8 protein-coding genes and 1 pseudogene are annotated in these 15570 nt (G+C 59.6%); all 9 read right to left on the bottom strand.

Going from position 1 to position 15570, the window contains the following annotated elements; all coding sequences use genetic code 11:
- Positions 1-85 precede the first annotated feature (85 nt).
- A pseudogene (locus NKH01_RS34000) lies at positions 86-813 on the bottom strand (Y-family DNA polymerase); the annotation flags it as partial.
- Between the two features lie 147 nt (positions 814-960).
- The gene (locus tag NKH01_RS33995; RefSeq protein ID WP_352924324.1) at positions 961-2985 is read right to left on the bottom strand and encodes a DEAD/DEAH box helicase; all 2025 of its coding nucleotides are present in this window, start codon (positions 2983-2985) and stop codon (positions 961-963) included.
- Positions 2978-4441, bottom strand: a complete 1464-nt coding sequence (locus tag NKH01_RS33990) for a BREX system ATP-binding domain-containing protein (RefSeq protein WP_353024620.1) — start codon at positions 4439-4441, stop codon at positions 2978-2980. The genes NKH01_RS33995 and NKH01_RS33990 overlap by 8 nt, the downstream gene beginning before the upstream one ends.
- A complete protein-coding gene (locus tag NKH01_RS33985) occupies positions 4438-5730 on the bottom strand; it encodes a BREX system ATP-binding domain-containing protein (protein ID WP_352595236.1) in 1293 nt (430 codons plus the stop codon). The genes NKH01_RS33990 and NKH01_RS33985 overlap by 4 nt, the downstream gene beginning before the upstream one ends.
- A gap of 14 nt (positions 5731-5744) precedes the next feature.
- The gene (locus tag NKH01_RS33980; RefSeq protein WP_352595234.1) at positions 5745-6494 is read right to left on the bottom strand and encodes a hypothetical protein; all 750 of its coding nucleotides are present in this window, start codon (positions 6492-6494) and stop codon (positions 5745-5747) included.
- A 166-nt stretch (positions 6495-6660) separates the two neighbouring features.
- Positions 6661-8952, bottom strand: a complete 2292-nt coding sequence (locus NKH01_RS33975) for a helicase domain-containing protein (protein WP_352595232.1) — start codon at positions 8950-8952, stop codon at positions 6661-6663.
- Positions 8953-9164: 212 nt separating this feature from the next.
- Complete coding sequence (locus tag NKH01_RS33970; protein WP_353024619.1) at positions 9165-12662, bottom strand: ATP-binding protein; 3498 nt, start codon at positions 12660-12662, stop codon at positions 9165-9167.
- Positions 12659-13930, bottom strand: a complete 1272-nt coding sequence (locus tag NKH01_RS33965; RefSeq protein WP_353024618.1) for a metallophosphoesterase family protein — start codon at positions 13928-13930, stop codon at positions 12659-12661. The genes NKH01_RS33970 and NKH01_RS33965 overlap by 4 nt, the downstream gene beginning before the upstream one ends.
- A 187-nt stretch (positions 13931-14117) precedes the next feature.
- A complete protein-coding gene (locus tag NKH01_RS33960; protein WP_502912714.1) occupies positions 14118-14483 on the bottom strand; it encodes a helix-turn-helix transcriptional regulator in 366 nt (121 codons plus the stop codon).
- Positions 14484-15570: the final 1087 nt, after the last annotated feature.

Here is a 15570-nt window from a genome sequence, read left to right as displayed (position 1 = left end):
GGGCGAACGCTGACCGCCGCGCATTACATAAGGGGGGTCAAAATTGGACGCCGATCGGGGGTCAGTTTTGGACGCCGTTTGACAGGGTCAGGCGCTTCACATCGCGAACCGGCGTTGCCGTGGCCGACACGGATCGCCTCGATGCGATTGTCGACGCGAAAGAACAGAAGATCGAGCCGGCGTGCGCTAAGCCCTCGCGTCTCGAGTGAGGCGCACAGTTCGGCGACCAGCTTGCCGGTATAGCGCGCAATTGTTTCTGCCGCGCCGATCGGCTCGGCAAAATTGCGGCGCACTTCGACGATTTCCTGCGGTCGGATCGGCTCTGAACGCCTGGTCGAGGCGGCGGCCGGGTTCCGGTCCAAAACGCAAGGCGAGCAACGCGCGTGGCGTAGCGGCGAGGTCCGCAATTATCTCGAAGCCAAGCCGTCGCAGGCTATCGATCGTCACGGCGGGAAGACGGAGGGCAGCGATCGGCAAAGGCAGGATCGCTTGGGCAATCTCGCCGGATGGAACCACAGGCTTTTGCCGTGTGCTGAAGCGGGCCATTGCGTGGGCTGCGCCCCAAGTGTCGGCGACCGCGGCGCGTGCAGCAAAACCCGCTGCGCCAAGCCGCTCCACCATCCGGGCCAGCATCGCAACCTCGCCGCCATGCAGATGGTCGGCGCCGGTGGTATCGATCACAATGCCGTCCGGCGCATCGGCAGCGACGATCGGCGCATAGCGGCGCAGAGCCCACAGCGCCAACCGCTCGAGCGCGATTTTATGACAGCCCGCAAGGGTGAAGACCCGGCTCCGGGGCTTCAGCGCAGCCAACAGCCCGGCCCACAGGCCGACGCCCGCTCTCCTATCTGCTGCACCGCAAGGCAAGCCGGGCGCAAGCCGCGCCCGCGCTATCGAACTCCTTGGCAGTAAGCTGCACAGACCGCCGCATTCTCACACTTAAGTGCAATCCGACACCATCTAATCTATCGGCATGGATCCGACCAAGTCGATGCCAGAGACGCGATCTAGCCAGCGATAAAATGGCGTCCAGGGTATCGACCGACGCTTCTCATCTGCGGCCAAGCGGTTCGATAGCTCGCCCATAAAGCGACTGGGACTTGCGAATTTCGCGGCTATGCTGATTGGTAGGTCATTGGTTCGTTCCGCATGAGATGCCAACTCCCGAACGCCTTCGACCGATATCATCACAGCAGACACGGGGCCCCCGATGCCGACGTCGGACGGCAGGAACCGCCGTCCCGTCGCCTCGCGCATGAGGAGGGCGGCGAGCAGTGTGTTGAACCGCACGCCGCCCCAAGTCACGAGCCTGGTTCCTTCCTGCTGCCACCGGGTCGGATCATGGCCGCGTTGACGCGCGAGGCCCCATACGACGCTGCGGCTGACCGGCAAACCCGAACCGGTCGCTTTGATGCGGGCTAGAGGCTGAGAACGGGACACCCCTTCCCCAACGAACGCGCCGCCTTCGGAGCCCACCACCAGCTTACGCATCGACCCGCCGATGAACACTGCACCCCCTGCGCTGGACTCGTCTGCGTCGCGGATCGCTGCTTCTCCGGTGCGAAGATCTAAGACGGCGGAACTCGGTTGTCCCGCAATGACGGTGTGTATGCGGGCGGCATCACCTTCGTCCATCAGACGGTCGGAGGGAATCAGGGCTCCGCGGACGCTGGTTAAGCAACCGGTGTCGATCATGTCGTCGATGACGGGCTTGTGCGTATCCGTGCCCGCCTCCGCGGCTAGAGCGGCAACGGACAGAGCGCGATCCTGCCGCGTGGCCCGCCAACATAGACTGAGGATCTGCTGAAACTGGACCGAAGGCCGATCATACTCGTAAGCATCGTCGAGGTCACCGCGCCGCCCGCAATCGATCAAGGCGCGCATCATCCGCTCGTCATCTTCGGAGCTCTTGAAGGCGGCTACTCGGCAGATGCCACTGCGGCGATTGCCACGACCAATACGTTGGAGAAAGCCGCTGACAGTCGTGGGCGGGTCGGCCAGGACGACAGCATCGATGTCGCCGATGTCGATGCCGATCTCCAGTGTTGATGTAGCGACGCAGATACCATACCGTTTTGCACGCATCTCGTCTTCGACTCGCTCCCGATGGGACGCCGACAATGCGCCGAAATGAAGGTGTACCGGCCATCGCCTGCCGTTGAGCTCTCGGTGCAGATGCGCCGATAATGCGTGCGCAGCATTGCGGGAGTTCGTGAATACCAGGATCTTCTCAAGACCCGCCTCGTCCACCCATCGGACCAGAGATCTGGCTCGCGCGACGTACGGATCGACATTGGCATCCGCGGCTATCCGAATGAGCTGGAGGTCTATCTCCCTTGGTGAACCGTGCGCAATAACCTTGGCATCGTCGCCCAGCCAGATCCGACCAACGCCTTCCATGTCGTCTAGCGTTGCCGTCATCCCAACAACTTGGAAGTTGTCCCTTGCTGATTTCGGCGTCACGGCGGCTTTTCGGATCCGTTCGATCACATGGCGCAGCTGTTGGCCACGAGCCTGACCATGCAGGAGGTGAATCTCGTCGACGATTACGGCGCGCACCCCAGCAAGCGCTTCCGGGCGACGCAATTGCAAGGAGTCAAGTGCTTCAGGGGTCGCCAGCAAGCAGAACACGCCCGAAGCCGATCCGAGTTCGTGGCGGTCTCCAGTGTAGCGTGAAATCGCGCTCGGGAACCTCGTGCCGAGATACCCGACCAGCCTTTCATGTAGATCGTTCACGAGTGCCTTGGTCGGCGCGACATAGACCGTCGAGAGACTCTGGCGCGTGAAGGACATGTGCCGCTGAAAGAGCGGGGTGACTGCGGCTTCCGTCTTGCCCGATGCAGTGGGCGCCGCGAACAGCACCTGATGCCCCCGGACGATCTCTGACATCACGACTGACTGCCCTTCGTACGGCTGCCGTCCGTCGAAGAAGATCGGGAAGCCGTCTGGCATCATGCGGCCCAGTTGGGAGCGAGTTTCAGTCATCCCAGGGGAGTATCTCGCCGGCGATTTGTCGCGCCGCCTCGTCGACCAACTCCACGAGCTCGTCACTGTTCGTCGCTCCGTCGCTGCTCATCAGGACGGCAGGCGCGAAGCCGGCCATCTTGGTCCAATTGCGTAGGATCCGCTCAGATATGGGCGTGTGGTCAAAGTGGTGGCGGAGTGTTGCTGCGATCCGCGCCCTCAGCCCGGGATCCGCGAGCAGCTGCACCTTCGGACCAAGACGCCCTGCACTTTCGGCAAGGAAGGCCTCGCACCACTTCTCGTAGTCACTCTCGCATGGCGGTTCGAGATGAACCACGTCTTTTGGATCGTGGATCAAGACGCTCATCTCACCCATCTTTCGCTTCAGGTCATGGGTATCCTCGCCCTCAGTCAAGCCCACGAACAGCGTAAAATGGGGGCCTTCCTTCCAGAAGGGTGGCAGGTCGAAATGCTCGTAGTCGCTCTGCGGCTTCTGGAGGTCCTTTCGCGGCGCGTGAGCACAACGCGCGATTATATCGAAGAAGTTGTTCGCCCGAATGTAGCGGTTGAACGAGTAGCTTCGGACATGTTCGGCCTCGTCGATAATGAGGGCCAAGCCTTTATAGCCAAGCGCCTTTAGGATTTCGTGGAGAACGACGAGATTGTAGGCATAGATGAGCCCCGTGTCTTTCGTCTGAGGCAAGATTGGGATCTGGGTCTTGTGACCGCCTCGCCAGCTGAGCGAGCGAATGGCGCCGATCTGTTTTACCTGGCCGGCAAGCCAGCTGACCGCAGCCACGTAGTCCGTGTCGTCGCGACGATGAGAGAGGTAAAGGAGGGCCTCCAACCCCTTGCTGAACCAGGGGGACCTCTTGAAATAGGGAAGGTCGCGAACGACTGACCAATTGTCTCGGATCTCTTTAATAAGATCGAAGAAATCTGCGCTTCTGCTGCCGTCGGCACGCATCGGAAATTCAAGCCCGCCGACGAGACCTTGGTAAACGGTAGCAGGCTTGGCCGGATCGGCCGCCTTCGGATCAAGCTCAAGCGATGCCGTGACCCAGCCGTCGCGAATGGCGACCGCTTTGACAAGGTGCAGGTGATGCGACTTGCCGGAACCGTAATACCCCATGAAGATCCGGCAAACGCCATCCTTCGATGCGTTCGCTAGTAGTGAACCTATCTCGTCCGACGCCTGCTCACCGCCTATCGTGAGATCTACAAGTTGGTCGGGGTCAGTCGGCACCACACCAAGATTGACCGCCTCGAACGACTTCCGAAAGGCGAAGTCCGTGGAGGTTTGCCCACGGGACGGTGGAGGTGCAGTCTGTTTGGACAGCTGGCGAGGCATAAGTTCGCCGGCGACAACGTCCAGCGCCTCGCCAAAGAACTCGACGGTAGCCACGCCACCGAGGACCGCCAGAACTGTTCCTATTCCGTATTCCGCGTGTTCGACTTGGGTGCCTGAGACGATCATGCGCCGTCGCCATCAAGCGGAGGTTCATTGTTGCTGACAAAATCATTCGCCTGTTCGGCACTGATCGGGCGCTGCTCGTCCTTTTGTTGATCGAGAAAACGACAGTACTGATAGACGAAGAAGCGCGGCTTCGGCGTCTCGAACAACAGGTCCTTCTGCGCCGCAACAATTGCTCGCATGTTGGCTATCTGGGTCGGCACATCCCATGCCATGCCGTGGGCTTGACCGAAGACGCTCAAAAGCTTTTCACCGATGCTGTAGATTACCGCTTCGGAGTTGGCCTCCTCGATATTGATGAGCGGCACCATAGGGCTGCCCCTCGAGAAGGCCTTGGTGCCTATCCGATCCTGGAGTGCTCGATAGGTGCTGATCACTTCCGAGCGAAAGTCGGGTGTAGCGGCGTAGAGGAACATGACCCCACCGAACTCGCCGTCGGCGTTTTGGTTGATCATAGTGAGCAGGTTTTCGATCGCCTGCCTCTGCTTCGCCGAGCCACGGCGGAATGAGGACGTACGCGTTCCTTCATCGAATGCGATGAAGAAGCCCTTATACCCCATGCGGCTGCGCAGAAATGAGATGACCGTCTTGAGTCGCCGAAACGCATTTTCATCGCGTGCCGGCTCGAACAGACCCATACTTTTAAGGACCGTCGATCGGACATTGTCACCGCGAATCCACGAGATCAACTCATTGTCGCTGACGGAATCGGCTGCGCCGCACGCCAGCTTCAGCAAACGCTGGCTAAGTGCAGTGAGAGCAGAGGCCATTTGTTGATCTGGAGCACCTCTCCAGAGTCCTCCGATCTGCTGCTCAATCTGCCGTTGGACTAGCTCAGGCACATCACTGCCGAGTTGCGCGCCGAGCTGTTGAATTCGACGCACGATCCAACTTTCGATGAGGATTTCGATGCCCTTGGAGTCGTTCCCGTTCAGTTGGTTTTCGATCGGTGGCTGAAACGACTCCATGATGGCGCGGAATATGGCAACCGGTGAATTGAACGGGCATTCGGCCCCAACGGTAACCAGAGCAGTGACGACGTCCTGCTCACTTGCACGACTGGCTAAACTGTTGATGAACTGCGTCTTGCCGCTTCCATAGTCCCCTTCAAGATACTTGAAGCAGCCAATTCCCTCGGCGAGGTCACCGCGGAAATAGTTGTGGTCAAGTGCGTCGAGGATGTGATCCGTACCGACGTTGATGAAGTGAGAATACTTGCCCGGCGCGATGGGCGAATTGAGCAGGCCTTTGACAAGGTGCTTCGCGTCGATCTTGTTGATTGCGACTTCCACTGGGACCCTCCCTCTTAAACCGTTTGGCGGCGCATGTAGATCATCGGCCGAACGACTGTGCCCTCGGCGTTTCCTGGTACGAAGAAGGCGCGTGACTTGGGACCGTGCGCTTGGTTCAGGGTCGCCGGTACAAGTTCAAATTCGAAGCTGTCGCGTGACGTTGCTGAATCCTTGTTGCGACGCCAGTTAATTAGGTTCGCGATAAAGACTGCTTCTGGAACGTCTTCGAAGTTCCGCCGCGCTGGCGTACCCCAGAAGCGCTCGTTCTGCGCGGCGATCTTGAATAGTCGTGCGACATCCGCAATCAAGATGTCTTCGCCGCTCGTGAAATGCTTGGCCATTGTCCAGGCCAGCAGCAACCTGTCGAGGAAGAGATCGACCGGCAACGTCCAGTCGTCGACGATGCGCTCAGCTGATTTGTAGGCGTTTACGACGTAGTCAATGTCAGCCGGAATCTTACCGATAACCGGGTAATGGGCAGTCATCGACCAAGCCCAGTTCTGGCCGCTTTTGTCAGGAACGAGAACCAAGCGGCCGGCGAAGAAATGATTGTCCTTGTTGCCCGTCTGAACGCCCTCCAGATGATGGAGCACCTGCATGGCAAAACGCCTGCGGTTGTCCGGATGGCGCATATGTTCGGCATGCGCCTCGAGGGCGCGTTTTGCATCGGCGATCTCGTGCCGAACCTCGGGGTCGGGCGCGGCAGTGTCGGGCAGTGATAGAGCGTATAATTCCTGCTGCCGCTCGATAACCGCAGGCGGCATGTTTAGTCCTTCCGCTCGCGTTTGTCCTTGACCCAGGATTCGCGGAAGTCGCGCGGCGAGGATGCCCTTCGCATTGGCTAGGAGCCCATTGCGCTCGACGAAGCGCTCGAAGGCGGGGAAAAGGGGGGGGCTGGCGCTATCGGACATATCGAACCTTAGTCGGAGGTCAGGAATGCGTGATATCGAAGAGATCGCGATCAACTCGACGCAGCAGTGATGGATATTCGTTGGAAATGAGGGCGAGGCGCCGCGCAGGGCGCGAGAGCGCGACATAGGCGCGGTTCAATGTGAAATTCAGAGCGGCGCTCTCGACATCCTCCAGGCCCAAGACGATGCATGCGTCGAACTCAAGCCCCTTTATCCGCTCGACTGAAGTAGTGACGAGGCCGTCTCCCGCAGCTGACCAGAGAGGCGCGAGAGGAACGCCTACCTGGTCAAGCGCGGATCGCAATTGTTTCAAAGACTGCTCGTCCTCGTTGATCTGGAGAAGCGCAATGCTCCGGACGACATGGGACCTTCGCAGGACGGAAACGAGCTGCCTGATTCGCAAAGCCTGATCCTGCGGCGGGGCGATGATGAGCTGAGGCTTCTTGTCGTGCAGGGTGGTATTCACCTCGAACGTGGGGCGCTCCTTGAACGCGATCTCATAGAACCCCTGTAGGAATCGGCCTATCTGAAGGCTCTGCCGCATGTTCCGGGCAAACGGGTAGATCTGCTCCGCTCCCTTGCCACGAAGAGATCTGCCGATGCGAAGTGCATCGGTTGTTCTCATTCCGTGTACCGGGCTGACGATCTGCCGAAAGTCCGCCGAGACTGTCAGTGCACCGTCCGGATCGACCAACGAACCAATGAGTGATGCTTCGGCTACGCAGAGATCCTGTGCCTCGTCGATCGCAACATGCGTCCAGCGCTCGCGGCCTGAAATAGCCGGTGCAATAGCCGAGGGCACTTCGCGGAATCGCGAGTCGGGATCAGTTGCTTCAGGTAGTGCAAAGCGCAGGAGCCAAGCGAGCCAAGATCGGTCTTCGGGGCCAAACCCGCGCTCAGCCCATTCAGAGATTGCATTCTTTAGGATCTCGGCTTCGTCAACGCGAGCGCCTGTGCCCCGCCTCATTCTGTGGGCCGCTTCCGACGCGCGGGATCCAAAGTACGTTGCCAGGGCCGAGAGCGGATCGTAGACGAAGTACAGCCATTGCTGAAAAAGCTCGTCAAATCGGCTTCTTACTCCTGCCCGCATCCCCTCGCGTGCTGCAGTGTAGCTGCTCGTCACCCCCCGGAATATCGCTCCCATCGTGAGCTTCGACCGCAACGGGTCGCTACCGGCGGTTGCTCGTTCGGCAACGGTTCGAAGACTGTTCGCCAATGCGGTCAAACTCGCGACATTGCTTACGTCAACCCTCGCCCAAGGCGCTTCCGCGGCCGATCCGAGACGATCTGCGACTTGATGTTCGTAGACCTCCCAGAGGCGAGTGAGATCGTGGTGATCTGAAAGGCCGAGCACAGCCATTCGCGCAGCGATATCCAACGGAGGCAGCTTTCGCTGACGCGGTCGGGCATTGTGCTTGTACAGCCAAACTTGGTCCAAGTAGCTCACGACGAAGTCGTCTACGGGCTGGACGACGAACGTCGGGATGTTGAGCTGGTCTGCTAGAAGAGCCTTGGCTTGATCGGCGAGGTTCGGGTTAGCGAGGAAGACGCGGGTGAGCTCCGGCTTGTAAGGCACCAAGCGTCCACCATTCTGTCGTTGCTCCTGCTGGTCGAACAGAAAGCGGATGCGCTGAAAGGCAACCGTCGTTTTGCCTGACCCAGGGGCGCCAGTGACCACCATAAGCCCCGACATCCGGGATACAAAGGCAAGCACCTGGTCCTGAGTCATGTGGAGCTTAACGGCTTTTAGTCCGGTCTTTGCTGGCGTAGCTGCCTGCGGACGAACGGCGCCACCCGGTTCGTAGACTGCCGAAACCATCGGCAAGGTTTCGTCGAAGCGTGCTTTCGCGAGCGGCTCAACGCTCAGAAGGCGATAGCCGTTGGCCCGGACGTCCCGGAAATCACCGAGTTTAGTCCCTAGCGCCAGCTGAAGGCCTGGGTGGGTCCAGGCGAGCACGGCGACCGTCGTGCTGCCGTACTTGAAGACTTCGTTCGCGGAGGACCCAGCGTTGGCATACCACAGCTGCTCCTTTTCGATCACTTTCCCGTCCTCACCTGCCACCTCGGTGTAGGCTTCCACCATCACTTGGAACGGTTGCGCTTCGATCGCCTCAAGAGCAGCCTGCCTTCGGTCGGCATAATCCATTCGGCCTCGATCGTGGTCCGTTAGACCGAAGCGGCTATCCACGGGAGCCAGCGCCGGGCGAAGACTTACAAGTTCAGCCCTCGCTGCGCTGGCCGCGATTTCGGCATGGCGCTGGTCACGCGCAACGCGCTCGTCGAGCTTTGAGATTGAGGTGATGGTATTCATTGCCCCCCCGATGTTACCCCGGCGCACCATCGGCGAGACGAAATTCGTTTGCAAGCCGACCTGACAGCGAATATCTAAACTCCTCGCGCGCGCGCGAGGACGCCAGCGCCCTCGCATCGGAAATCGGCAGTGACATGAAAATCAGCTGAGACTGTACCGGCGGAATCTCCGAGGCCGGTAGCGTTCCGAATCCCCCACTCGGCTCCGACCTCTCATGCCGCACGGCTTTCCAGAGCGAGCGGCGGCGCCAACTCGTGTATGCGCGCATTGGGACAAACCCGCCTGGCGATATCGCAAAGATGCTGGTGATGCGTCAGGTAGATTACCTGGCCCACTTCCGCCATATCGGCAAATAGCCGGAAGGCTTCCTCGGCACGGAAGTCGTCGAACGTCTCCATGATGTCGTCGGCAATGAAGGGAACAGGAGTTCGAGATTGGGCGAACTCGTGGTAGCCGGCCACTCTGAGCGCGAGATAGAGTTGGAAGCGTGTTCCCTTTGACATTTCCTGCGCAAGCTTGGAACTCCCATCAGCCCCGATGCCAATAAGGACTTCGGTGTCCTTGTCAGGCTGGGTCGCCAGGCCACGATAGGCGCCACGGCTGATCACCTGAAAAGCCTCCGAGGCGCGAAGCATCATCGAACTGCGATGCTTGTCGCGATAGAGGCGCAAGGCTTGCTCGGCCGCTACGACGCCGGCCCTGAGGCGGAAGTAGCTGAACGCCTTATCCTCAATTTCCAGGAGGACCGTGCGCCGTTGCTCATCAATAGCAGCCACGGCACTATCGCCGTCGACGGCATCCACCTCGTCGGACGCTTTGCTGTATGCCGTAAACAACTCTCGTACGCGCCGATCCTGATCCTCAAACCGGGCTCTGAGTTCTACCTGCTCGGAGTCCAGCGCAGGCCGATCCGCGGCGTCAAGCATCTGTTCGACATCGGCAATGTCCTGGATTGATAGCGCGTCTCGGATTTCGCGTTCGATGATACTGGACCGCCGGCGCAAGTCCCTCCTTTGCTCGATCATGAGCAGCTTTTTCTCTGCCTCCCGCAAGGATGATACTCCGAACAGCTGCGTCATTTCAGATTTGCGGCGCTCGCAAACCGCGATTTCAGCTTCCAGGTCCCGGTCTTTGAGAATCTGATCCTCCAGTGCAAGGTGCTTGGATTCCTTTTCCGCCTTTTTCGATCGGGCCTCTTCCACTCTGGCGGACATCAGCGCCCAGAGTCTCAGGGCACTCTCTGCTGGTCGATCTAATCCGAGTTCCGCGGCCATGACTGCAAGCTCGCGTGAGAAAGCCGCCTTATCTTCCTCCATCTTGGCGATGCGATCTGCTAAACCGGCTTGTCGCTGAGCGGCCGGGCCGAGCTTGGCAAGTCTGTCCATGACCTCCTTGACGGTCGCGAGGCTGGGGATAGTCCCTCCCGCGCCGAGCCAGCAGCTCTTGCAAACCTCAGCCCATGACGCGTCCCATTGCGCCTCGTCGGCAGTTGCCGTTTCAAGGGCTGACTGGCGGGAAGCCTGCTCCCTTTCGCAGCGTTCAAGTTGCTCCCTCAAGTTCTTGTGTTCGACTTCAAGATCAACGGCGGATTGGGCCCTGGCCAAAAGCGCTTCGTAGGAGTCAGAGTGATCCTGGGAAACGGCTGCCGCCGATAGTGCCGCCGAGAGCCGGTTGCGCGTCGCCGAGCCGTCCGCTTCCGCCTGGCGTAAGTCACCTTCGGCCTCCCGGAGCAAGTCGGCTGTCGCGAGGGCCATTTCGCGGCGTCCCAGCCATGCCTCAAGCCCACCTAGCTTGATCTCGCCAGAAACAGTCAGAGCCATTCTCCGAGCGGACTCCAGAATTTCGGCCCTGATAGCTTCGCGTTTCGACTTCGCCGCGTTCAGCAACTCCGCTGAGCGCTCTAATTCCGCTTCCGCGACGGCGAGCCTCTGATAAGTTTGATTCAGCTTCGCCAGGTCGCTCATGTGTCCCAGCCGTGCGCTGGTGATCAGGTCGTCTTTCCGCAGCTTGATCTCAAACGCCGCAGCGGTCGATTCATCGAGCGCGTCACGATGCGTAGCCCATGCCGCTTCACGCGCGGATCGCGACGTCGCTGCTTCATGATCGTCCACGACGCCGGTGGAATTCTTCAACGCATCCAGTTCGGCTCGCAAACACCGCAGCTCACTCGTGAGGCGCCCGCTGTCATCGCTGTAGCGATCGATCTCGGCTTCCGCTTTAGACAGAGCTGATTTCCAGGCCTCCAGCTCAGAAGGTGCCGGCACTCTCATTTGCCGTACCTGGTCAACGCTTTCACCCCACGGTCGGAGTTCCGACATCTGCTGCGCCAGTATTTCTTTAAGATCCACACGCGAGCGTTCGGCGACACGGCGACGGGCGGCATGATCGTTCTCTCGAAGCGCCGAGAGCTCCCTCGCCAGCGCCGCAATGGCTTTGCCCTTTATGGAGGCAGCGGCTTCGCTCGACAGCTTGCTCCGCAACTCGATCAGACGGCGGTTCGCCTCTTCGGCTTCGCGCTTCGCGTTTTGAAGTGTCGCGTCGATACCGGAGCGGCGTTCAACGAGATCTCTGATGCTCCCAGAAATGCGACTTCCGAGCATCAGGCTGCTCGGCTCGTCTCCTTCAGGGCGCTCGAGAAGCCGCAGAATATTCGCAATTTCCCGGTCGACTTCCATCAATTGCAGGCGACGGTCCGGCAGATCCCTTTCAGCGGTGACATAACGGGCGTGCAACTCGCCGATAGCGTCCATCCTTTGCCCCAAGGTGAGCGCGATGTCGTCAACGGCAATGGCATTGAGCCCTTTCTCAAGCTCGGCGATGGACGCTTTCGCCGTCTCTCGCTTCACGGCAAGCTCGATGTCTTCCTGATGAATTGCCGGAAGTTCGTTTCCCCAGGAAGGCGGCGCTTCGGGAACATCTTGCAACTCAGCGAGACTGTCGCGGATGTCCCGCAATTCCGCCAGTCGTGGCAGTGCGGTCAGCAGGTTCTTGATCTCGTCAAGCCGAAGCTGCGTCCGGGTTCGGTCCGCCATCGCCTCGTCGTAGTGTGCCAGTGACCGCTTCTTGGCTTCCACCATCTGGCGGTAATGGGTGGCGAGAGTGTCAATCTGCTCTTTTCGCTCCTTCAGGTCGGAAAGCCGACTTTTCAAGTCGCCGATTTCACTGCTGCGGGCACGGAGTTTGAAAAGGCCGTCGGCCTGCGAACGCAATTCAACAAGTGTCTGACTTAGTGCGGCCAAACCTGTGCTTGCCGAAAACAGAAGCTGTCCGAGATCACCCTTGCTGGCCAGGATGCTCTTCCCGCCTTCCTCAAGGGTGTCATCGTCGAGGGAAAACATCGCGCAATAGACGTCCCGCTCAACTCCACCAAGCTCGCCGAGTATTAAATGCTCGCCGATCGGCTGATCACCCGGACCGAGCAGACTGCTTTGGGGCTTCTTGATCCGGACAAGCTCCCGGGCAACACCACCGATGTCCAATGCGGCCCCGATGCGCATCGTTGAGTAAGGATGGAGGAAATCATAGCGGCTGCGGGACTCGATGCCGAAGAGGAGGTCGAGGAATGCAGATAGGGCGGTCGATTTGCCCGCCTCGTTCGGGCCGTAGATGATATGTAGATCTGGACGGCCCGGCTCCACGGGCCCGAAGTCGATGTGCTTGTCGGTGAATTTGCCGTAGCGGGTAAGGTCAAGCCGGTTGATGCGCATCATGCTACCTCATCCTGCTTCCGATGATGGAGCCGTGCGAGCACATCTTCGACCCCCTCCTGCGCGAGCAGGCGCAACGTGGCCCGAAACTCCTCCTGATCAGCACCGAAAGTGCCTCTGCTTTCAGGTGGCAGATGACCACGAAGCTCCTCCCCGATATCGATGAGCGCGGCGTGGTAAGCTTCCGAGCCGATGATTTCGCTTCCGACAAGCTCCCGAAGTTCGATGAGCGGATCCCCGTTGGACCCATCGGAGGAAACGAGGTCGGTGCACTGGATTTCCAATTTCTCGATCCAGGTCCGGCCAATGGCGGATGCCCTGTGCTCGGCTTCGGTCTTGACGAGGTCGGCGTCGTTACGGAGCTGCCATGCGAGCGGCGTTCGTCCGGTGAAGGAAAGCCGGACCACAAGATGTTCGGAATTTGCAGCTTCCCGCGCGGCCCCCAGGTTGCCCGCTACCGTGGTCACCATCTGACGCCAATCTGCGATGCCGTCGAGGTCGATCACGACGCGCTCGAATTGTGCGATGCTGGTGAACCTTTCCTCAATGTGGACGGTTCGGTCATCAGCGATCGTAACAAGACTCACCGATTTCGGACCGGATTCGTTGATGTCGCGCCCTTGGGGCATGCCAGGCATCACGATCGTGCAGCGTCCGTTACTGATTGACCGCTTGTGAATGTGACCGAGCGCCCAATAGTCGAACTCTGTCGCCTCCAGATCCGAGACGTTGCAGGGGGCGCATGGATCGTGCCCCCCCGTTCCTGCGAGGCTGGTGTGCAGAAGACCGATGTTAACAGCGCCCTCGATCCGTGGTTTGTACTTTCCCACCAGACTTTCGGGACACTGGGCCTGCGCAAAGCTAAGCCCGTGAATAACCACAGGGGTCGCTTGATCCAATTTGAGCGAGATAGCCTCCGGGCGCCCACCGTAGACTTTTACGGTTTCCGGGTACGTCAGTTCTCTGGTGATCTTCGACAACGCATCGTGGTTGCCTCGGATGATGAACACCCGCACTCCGGCTTGGTCCAGTCGTCGGATTTGCTCGGAAAGGAACCGCGCAGTTTTCATGGAGGTCTGATCGCCGTCGTACAGGTCACCCGCGAGAAGAAGCGCGTTGACCTGCTCGGATAGGCAGAGATCGACGATATTGACAAAGGCACGCCGGGTCGCGTTGCCTATCAGTTCGCCTAGTTCCGGGTTGCGCAGCGCCAGCGACCGAAGCGGCGAATCCAGATGAACGTCCGCCGTATGAACAAATCGAAAAGCCATGCCCTCACCTTTTGCCTTCGCGTGAGAAGGCTTTGATTCCCCGAAACAGATACTGGGCTGCGCTTAGGTTTCTGCCTAGGCTGCCAAGCCCTCGGGATTTCAGGTTTCCACAGGCTAATGACAGAACCTGTCACCAGCCGCGGATCGTGCGGTTCCCACCGTTCAAAGCTGTTTGGGAAATTGCGTTCTATGGAAGCGAGGGAAAGTCAGAGCGCTGGTGCCTCTCAACCATTCGGCGAAGGACCTCCGTCGCTACGACCTCAACCTTGTCTCCCCACATGTAGAGGTGCCAGCACATCTCCATATGACCGGACGCCCAGAAACGCACGATCAGTGAACCGTCGGGTTGATCCTCCAGTATCTGAGCCGGATGGAACAGGAAAGTTCGCGCGTGCGGCGCTGCGTCAGGCTTGAACTTCCAGATGACTTCGCCAAACTCACTGTCGTTCTGAAAAGCTCCGAACGCCTTCCGCGCATGCGCATGAATGTCGAAGCCTGGATCACGTTCGAAGACCTCGCCGATCAGTTCCGCGCGTTCGATCTTCTCAGCCACGAAGTGCCTGAGCGGACCCGCGCGATCGGTTGTTGGCCTGGCCACCAGATAGCGTCGGATTCCGATCAACACTCCGTAAGGTTCGACCACTCGCTCGGTGGATATGGCGTTCCGATTGGCGGGGAGGATCTCGATCTTTACCAGGGGTCCCGAGACTTTTAATTGCGAAGGGAGCGGAGCCATTCGACACGATCGAGCAAGGTGAAATGGTAACCGAGCATCCCGAACCGGGCGAAGTCATCTGGTGCGATGATTCCGGTGTCACGTGCCGCCGCTGGAACTGGCGGCAGGGGCGGCGCACCATGGGTCACGGTCGATACCCGCGCCATGTGGCTCGTGCTGGAAGCCCTCGGCCCTATGTCAGCTATACAGATGACGGCCACCGGGGAGCATCTGATGGGACTTATCCAAGCGTTGTGCCCGGGTGCGCGAATCGAAACCGCGCGGATCGACGAGTCCACTACATCTCGTGTTCCTTAGGGCATGGCCCACCTTTCGGAGAAACACCCCACTCAGCCCTGTCCGGATCTGGCGCTCCTTGCTCGCTCGGCTGGCCTACACAGTTGATTGCGAACGACCCAGAACGGCTCTCGAAAACGAGCGTCGAACGAAATCAGATCACCGTTTGTTCTCCCTTAGCGTTGTTTGGCGTACTTTTATCGCGATGCCCTCCATTAGCCAAAGACGATCGGGCTCGGCCGCAAACTGAAAGAGCCGCACGCGCCGGAGCCGAGAAGCGGAGCCGCAAGAAGGTCGCAGCTTGATTGATCTCTAGGGTCATTGTGGCGCGGGCAGCCAGAGGCACAATCGACGCATGAAAAGCGGGGCCAACCCGCCTTCCCTTGCACACAGCCTGCGTTTTGCCAGCTCTTCAACCGCAACGTGCTGTCAATCTTCGTGTTGCCATGTCTTGAACGCCGAACTGTTCACGCCATTGGCGCCGCTTTGTCATCCCGTGCCCCGAAATGAGGCCGTCGTTCGAACGATATGCGCAGTTGCTTTTCCGCCAGAAACCGGCGAGCCAGATCGGTGTCGCGCTTACCCACGCGTGACACCCAGTCCGAAAACAGGCGAACCGCGCGCCGGT

This window comes from Mesorhizobium sp. M1403, from assembly GCF_040317695.1.
Classification (GTDB): Bacteria; Pseudomonadota; Alphaproteobacteria; order Rhizobiales; family Rhizobiaceae; genus Mesorhizobium.
Note: the sequence above shows the minus strand (reverse complement) of the source record. Positions and strands in the feature narration are given on the sequence as shown.